Source organism: Cognatilysobacter lacus, assembly GCF_008274655.1.
In the GTDB taxonomy this organism is placed as follows: domain Bacteria; phylum Pseudomonadota; class Gammaproteobacteria; order Xanthomonadales; family Xanthomonadaceae; genus Cognatilysobacter; species Cognatilysobacter lacus.
Map to the genome: position 1 here is coordinate 1 of NZ_VTRV01000150.1, position 6617 is coordinate 6617.

A 6617-nucleotide genomic window follows, 5' to 3' on the forward strand; every position below is an offset into this window, starting at 1 on the left:
CCGCAGGAATTGGCGCGTGGTCAGGCCGAACAGCCCGAAGAAGAACATGGCGACGAACAGCATCAACATGATGCTGCCTGCTTGCGCGTGTCCGCGAGCTGCGACTGCGCCTCGCGCTGGCGTTCCTGCAGCGCCGACAGCGCCTGCTTGCGTTGCTCCAGCTCACCCGTCAGAGAGTCGACGGCGATCTTCTGCGTCTCCAGCTGCTCGAGAAACGCCTCCGCGGACTCGCCCAGCGCGTCGAGATCAAGCCCGGCGCGTTCGGCTACGAGAGCATCGCGGCGCCGCTCGGCGTCCAGTGCCGTGCGGTCGAGGCCTTCGATTCGCGCCCGTTCCACGTCGGCAGCGCGCGAGGCTTCGGCCTGCGCGCGCGTGTGGGCGTCCCAACGCTGCTGCCAGTCCGCAAGCCTGGCTTCGGCGTCGCGCAACGCATCGGCGCGCGCGATCTCTTCATCTCGCATCGCCTCCAGCCGGGGTTCGTCGTTTTCCAGTGCGTCGCGCAGGGCATCCAGGCGCGCCTGGTCGCTGCCGATGTGGGTCGCGATCTCCGACAGCTGCGACATCGCCTCGTCGCGCGCACGCTCCAGCCGCGTGGCCATCTCGCGCTGGTGCTGGATCTGCTGCTCCACGCGCGCCAGCGCGCCACTGACCTCGTAGCTGTCGCCCTGCGCGCGGGCCAGATGCTCGGCGGCTTCCTCGCGCTTGACGCGGCCTTCCTCGAGCTGCCGCTCGGATTCGCGCTGCTCGGCGACGAGCTGCTGCAGGCGCGTCTCGGCCTGCGCGAGTTTTTCGCGCTGCGACTGCAGCTTGCGGTCGAGGGCGCGAAATTCCAGCGCCTTCCATTCGGCGTCCTTGATGCGACGCTCCGCCTGGATCGCCTGATACTGCTCCGCCTGCTTCGCCTGCCGCGCGAGGTGCTGCAGCTGCTTGCCGACTTCCTCGCGCAGGTCGTTCAGGCGGTCGAGGTTCTCGCGCGTGTGGCGGATGCGCGTCTCGGTCTCCTTGCGGCGTTCCTTGTACTTCGAGATGCCCGCGGCCTCTTCGAGGTACATGCGCAGGTCCTCGGGCCGCGCGTCGATGATCTGGCTGATCATCCCCTGCTCGATGATCGAGTAGCTGCGCGGGCCGATGCCGGTGCCGAGGAACAGGTCGGTGATGTCGCGCCGACGGCACTTGGTGCCGTTGAGGTAGTACTGGCTCTGGCCGTCGCGCGAGACCACGCGCTTGACGGAGATCTCGTTGAATGCAGCGAATTCGCCGGTGATCGTGTGGTCGCTGTTGTCGAACACCAGCTCGACCATCGCCTGCGACACGGGCTTGCGCGCCGAGGACCCGGCGAAGATCACGTCGGTCAGCGAGTCGCCGCGCAGGCGGCTGGCCGAGCTCTCGCCCATGACCCAGCGCACGGCGTCGATGATGTTCGACTTGCCGCAGCCGTTGGGGCCGACGACGCCAGTCATGTTGCCCGACAGGTGAAGCGTGGTCGGGTCGACGAAGGACTTGAAGCCCGACAGCTTGATCGTGGAAAGACGCATGCGGCGTAGCGGCCTCTGGCGTGGGCCCGGCGCGCGCAGCGGGCTGTCGGGCGGCGGAAGCGGCCCGCGAGTATAGCGGCGGGAGCCGCCCGCCCCGCGGCGCGGCAAGCTTTACCCCGGTCGAGGCCTCATGATGGATGGATGGTCTTCGGCCCCCTACCAGGCGAGCCGTCCACCGAGCATCGGACGCTCGCGGTCGGCGACGCCCAGCTCTACCTCCACCGCGACGCCCACGTTTGGACGTGGGCCGCGGCGGTAATGATCGTTGCCGAGCTGCGTCGGGACCTCGCAGCGCGTCCGCGCTCACGGCTGCTGCTCTCCCCGAGCGAGGGCGTCGTGCCGGTCCTGAAAGCATTGTCGCGGGCGCCACTCGACTGGCAGCGGGTCGACGTGGGCCTGGTGGACGAGCGCTGGCTGCAGCCCGACGACCCCGACAGCCATGCCTCCGCGATACGCCGCCACCTGCTGGTGGACCGGGCGGCCGGCGCGCGGCTCGAGCCGCTGACGTTGGCCGGGCGCCGGATCGAGGACGCGGTGGCGATCGCTAACGCGCACGCGCGGCAGATGCCGGACGTGTCGGTGCTCACGATGGGCGACGACGGGCACGTGGCCGCGCTGTTCACCGACTCGCCCGACTACGCGCGTGCACTCGCCTCGCGGCAGGACTACATGTGCCTCGACGGCGCCTTCAGCCCGTCCGCTGGCCCGTGGCCGCGGCGCATCACGGCGACGCCACTCGGCCTGTCGCGCGCAGGCACCCGCATCCTGCTGCTGCGCGGCGATGCGCAGCGACGCCACTTCGACGTCGCGATGGCGGCTACGGACGGCGGGGCCTCACCGCTGGCCGCGGTTCGCCTCGCCGGCGGGCCACCGCTGCTCGTGCATTGGTGCCCCTAGAAGCCGCCCGGCTAGGCGTGGGGTCCGGTCACTTGAAGTCCGGCCCGACGTGGCGTTTCGATCGAAGTCGGGACGAACCGGTCAGCCCGAAACTTCGCCCGGCGCGCGCGCGTCAATCGAGAGCGCATGCACGTCCGTCGTCATGAGGTCTCCGAGAGCCGCATAGACGGCGCGATGCCTTGCGATCGGCGCCATCCCGCCGAAGTGCCCGCTGACCAGCGCGACCCGGAAGTGTCCCCGTCCGTCGCGCGCGCCGGCATGCCCCGCGTGCAGGTGGCTCTCGTCCACCACCTCGAGCACGGCAGGCGCGAACGCGGCTTGCAGACATTCGCGGATCGCGCCGGTGCGGGCCTCCGGTGTCACGGAAGTACCTTGCGGAACGGCCTGACGTCGACCGATGCGTACACGCCCGCGGCCACGTAGGGATCGGCGCCCGCCCATTCGCGCGCGGCTTCGAGCGATTCGAACTCGGCGACGACCAAGCTGCCCGTGAACCCCGCAGGACCAGGGTCTTCCGCGTCGATCGCCGGGCACGGGCCGGCGACGAGCAGGCGCCCCGCGTCGCGCAGCGCGTTGAGGCGCTCGAGATGCTTCGGCCGGGCTTCAAGGCGGCGTGCAAGCACGTCCGCGGCATCGCGCGCGTCGATCACGTACCACATGGGGTCTTCTCCGGACAAAGCGCGATTCTAGCGATCGCGCCCGGGATAGCTGGACAGCATCGCCTGCGGCCCGTAGGCTTGCCCCGTCCGTCGACCTGCCCGCCAGGCGACAGCCGCACCGGGGCTTCGCTCCCACGTCCGGCCTTCCGATCGCGAAACCGACCGCCCTGCCCCGGCAGCTGCCGTCCACGTCGCATACGCAATCCGCGTCACCGAGGGCCGGCATCCGCCGCCCGATCCGCAGTGTGCAGTGCCAGGCCCGGAGGGGCCGGTCCCGAATGACCGACGATCTCGCGCCTCAGGCGACCGAGGACAATCCGGCAAGCCCGGCTCCGCCGAGCCATCCGCAGCAGCAGGAAATGCGGCTGGCGGTGGTGCACGGCCAGCCTGTGCTGCAGATCCCGCAGGACCTGTACATCCCGCCTGACGCGCTCGAAGTCATCCTGGACGCGTTCGAAGGTCCGCTCGACCTTCTGCTCTACCTGATCCGCCGGCAGAACCTGGACATCCTGGACATCCCGGTCGCCGACATCACTAAGCAATATGTCGACTACATCGGCGGCATGCACGAGATGCGCTTCGAGCTGGCCGCCGATTACCTCGTGATGGCCGCGATCCTGGCCGAGATCAAATCGCGCATGCTGCTGCCGCGCGTCAGCAACGAAGAAGGCGCCGAAGAGGATCCCCGGGCCGAACTCGTTCGCCGGCTGCAGGAGTACGAACGCTTCAAGAAGGCCGCCGAAGACATCGACTCGCTGCCGCGCATGGAACGCGACACCGCCGCCGCCCAAGCGCACGTGCCCGACCGAGCCGTGGTGCGGATGCCCCCGCCGGTCGAGCTGAAGGAAATGCTGCTCGCGCTGCGCGACGTCTTCAAGCGCGCCGAGCTGTTCACGCAGCACGCGATCCGGCGCGACGCGCTGAGCGTGCGGCAGCGGATGGGCGAGCTGTTGGAGCGCCTCGCGGACGGCGGCTTCCACCGCTTCGAAACGCTTTTTGACGCCACGGAAGGGCGCCCCGGCGTGATCGTCACGTTCCTCGGCATGCTCACGCTGGCGAAGGAACAACTGGTCGAAATCGTGCAGGACGCACCGATGGCACCCATCTACGTGAAGTCGCTCGCACTCATGAAGGATGCCGCTGAAATCGCACTGTCGAGCGAGTTCGACAGCGACGCCAACGATGCCGCGTGACCCGGCGGACGGCGCGATGGCCAGCAGGATGACCGCCACGCCCGGGCTCACGCGTGACGCGCGGACCGGCCGCAACAGGGGACGCATGGATTGGAAATGGACCAGACGCTGATCAATCGCATCGTGGAAGCCGCGCTGCTGGCAGCCAGCCAGCCGCTCGCGGTCGCACAGCTGCGCGACCTGTTTCCCGACGACCAGCCGGCACCTGCAGGCTCGATCGAAGCCGCGCTCGAGCATCTGCAGGCTGAGTGCGAGTCGCGCGGCGTCGAGCTGGTGGAAGTCGCGACCGGGTTCCGCTATCAGGTCAAGGCCGAGGTGCATGGCTGGATCACGCGCCTGTGGACCGAACGTCAGACGCGCTATACGCGGGCGACGCTGGAAACGCTGGCCCTGATCGCCTATCGCCAGCCGATCACGCGCGGCGAGATCGAGCAGGTACGCGGCGTGACGGTGAGCAGCAACATCATCAAGGCGCTCGAAGAGCGCGAATGGATCCGCGTCGTTGGGCATCGCGACGTTCCCGGCCGCCCTGCCCTGTTCGGCACGACGAAGGGTTTCCTCGATTACTTCGGCCTCAAGCGCCTTGACGAACTGCCGCCGCTGTCGGAGCTCAAGGACATCGGCGAGCTCGAGCCCCAGCTGATGTTCGAGGACGCCAGCGGCGTCGTGCCCAGGATGGCGGCCGGCATCGCCGACACCGCTGCGGGAGGTCGCGACGCGGCCAACGACAGCGACGGCATCGAAAGCAACGACGCCGCGCCCGACGATCTTCATGACACGCACGCCGACGCGTCGGCGAACATCCAGCCGCCGTCGGCTTCCGCAGACGCGAGCGAACCCGACGAGCGACACGCGGACCACGCGGACGAAGACGAAGGCGACTTCGACTTCCGCGCCGAACGCCCCGTCGTCTTCCAGGACGACGACACCGAAACCCACGACGCCGCCGCCGGCGACGTCGATCCCGAAGCCGCGCCGGGGATGCGCGCGGCAGACGAGAACGACCGCGAGCAAGACAACGCCGTCGAGACGACGACCGTTCCCGACATGACGACCGCATCCGTGGATGCGGCGGAGTCAAATGAAAATGAGTGAAGACAAGAACCGCAAGCTCACGCTCCGGCGCGAACAATCCGCATCGCCCGCGCCCCGCCTCGAGGAGCGCCTGCACAAGGTGCTCGCGCAGGCGGGCCTCGGCTCACGGCGCGCGCTCGAGCAACGCATCGCCGACGGGCTGGTCAAGGTCAACGGCGAAGTCGCGCAGGTGGGCGTTTCCATCGGCAGCGGCGACAAGGTCGAGATCGACGGGCGCCAGTTCGTCGCGACCGCGCTGACCGAGGCCCCGCGCGTGCTGATGTACAACAAGCCCGAAGGCGAAGTCACTACGCGCGAAGACCCCGAAGGCCGTCCGACGGTGTTCGAAGCCGTGCCGCCGCTGAAGGGCTCGCGCTGGATCGCCATCGGCCGCCTCGACATCAACACGACCGGTCTGTTGCTCCTCACCACCGACGGTGAGCTGGCGAATGCGCTGATGCACCCGTCGAAGGAAGTCGAGCGCGAGTACGTCTGCCGCGTCCGCGCGCCGGAAGGCCAGGAGAGCGTCGACGACGCGACCATCGCGCGCCTCGCGACGGGCGTGCAACTCGACGATGGCCTCGCCAAGTTCGACGAGGTCGAGAAGATCGGCGGCAGCGAATCGCACGACTGGTATCGCGTCGTCGTCAAGGAAGGCCGCAACCGCGAAGTGCGCCGCCTGTGGGAGTCGCAGGGCTGCCAGGTCAGCCGCCTCAAGCGCGTGCGCTATGGCGGGGTCGAACTGCCGCGCGAGTTGCTGCGCGGGCAGTCGCAGGAGCTGCCGACGTCCCGCGTCGAACAGCTGCGTACGGATCTGGGCCTCGAGGACGGCACGCCTTCGGCATTGACGCTGCAGCCGGTGATCGGCCAGCGCCGTGCTGCCAAGGCGACGATCCATTTCGGTGGCGAGCGCAGCCAAGGCGGCTATGTCGGCGGGCACACGACGTCGGCCGACGAGGCGCGTGAGCTGCGTCGTTTCGACAACGTGCGCGAGGACCGCGGCCGTGGCCGCGGCGGCCCTCGCAAGCCGGGCGGACTCACCGTGAGTGGCGAGGCTGCGGCCAAGCAGGCTAACCGGCCGTTCAAGCAACGCCCCGACAAGGGCTCGCGCTCACTACCCGAAGGCAATCCTGCCGCGTTCCGTACCTGGTACGTGCCGGACGGCGTGGAAACCGGTCCGTCCGGGCATCGCAATCCCGATGGCGGCGCGCGCAAGCCTTACGGCGCCAAGCCGTCGGGCCCGCGTACCGGGGCGCCCG

At 69.2% G+C, this 6617-nt stretch carries 6 protein-coding genes and 1 pseudogene; 4 read left to right on the forward strand and 3 right to left on the reverse strand.

Translation table 11 applies throughout. The features are described from left to right. Positions 1–74: 74 nt before the first annotated feature. Positions 75–1535: pseudogene (locus tag FW784_RS11600) on the reverse strand (chromosome segregation SMC family protein); the annotation flags it as partial. A 141-nt stretch (positions 1536–1676) separates the two neighbouring features. Between FW784_RS11600 and FW784_RS11605 the strand changes: the two are divergent. Then, entirely contained in the window at positions 1677–2432 is a 756-nt protein-coding gene (locus FW784_RS11605) for a 6-phosphogluconolactonase (RefSeq protein ID WP_149353503.1), read from the forward strand. An 81-nt stretch (positions 2433–2513) separates the two neighbouring features. Here the strand turns inward: FW784_RS11605 and FW784_RS11610 are convergent, their stop codons facing one another. Then, positions 2514–2795, reverse strand: a complete 282-nt coding sequence (locus tag FW784_RS11610; protein WP_235893668.1) for a BolA family protein — start codon at positions 2793–2795, stop codon at positions 2514–2516. Further along, positions 2792–3091: a YciI family protein gene (locus tag FW784_RS11615; protein ID WP_149353505.1), complete on the reverse strand. Its 300-nt coding sequence runs from the start codon at positions 3089–3091 to the stop codon at positions 2792–2794. Before FW784_RS11615 ends, FW784_RS11610 begins: the two co-directional genes overlap by 4 nt. 278 nt (positions 3092–3369) lie before the next feature. Here FW784_RS11615 and FW784_RS11620 point away from each other — a divergent pair, with 278 nt between their 5' ends. From FW784_RS11620 to rluB, 3 genes are all read left to right on the forward strand, one after another. Next, on the forward strand, positions 3370–4284 hold the full coding sequence (locus tag FW784_RS11620) for a segregation and condensation protein A (protein WP_149353506.1): 915 nt from the start codon (positions 3370–3372) through the stop codon (positions 4282–4284). Between the two features lie 96 nt (positions 4285–4380). Next, the gene (gene scpB / locus FW784_RS11625) at positions 4381–5379 is read left to right on the forward strand and encodes an SMC-Scp complex subunit ScpB (RefSeq protein WP_149353507.1); all 999 of its coding nucleotides are present in this window, start codon (positions 4381–4383) and stop codon (positions 5377–5379) included. Further along, the coding region (gene rluB, locus FW784_RS11630) for a 23S rRNA pseudouridine(2605) synthase RluB (protein WP_187770787.1) at positions 5372–6617 on the forward strand (1246 nt) is incomplete at its 3' end. The genes scpB and rluB, both read left to right, overlap by 8 nt.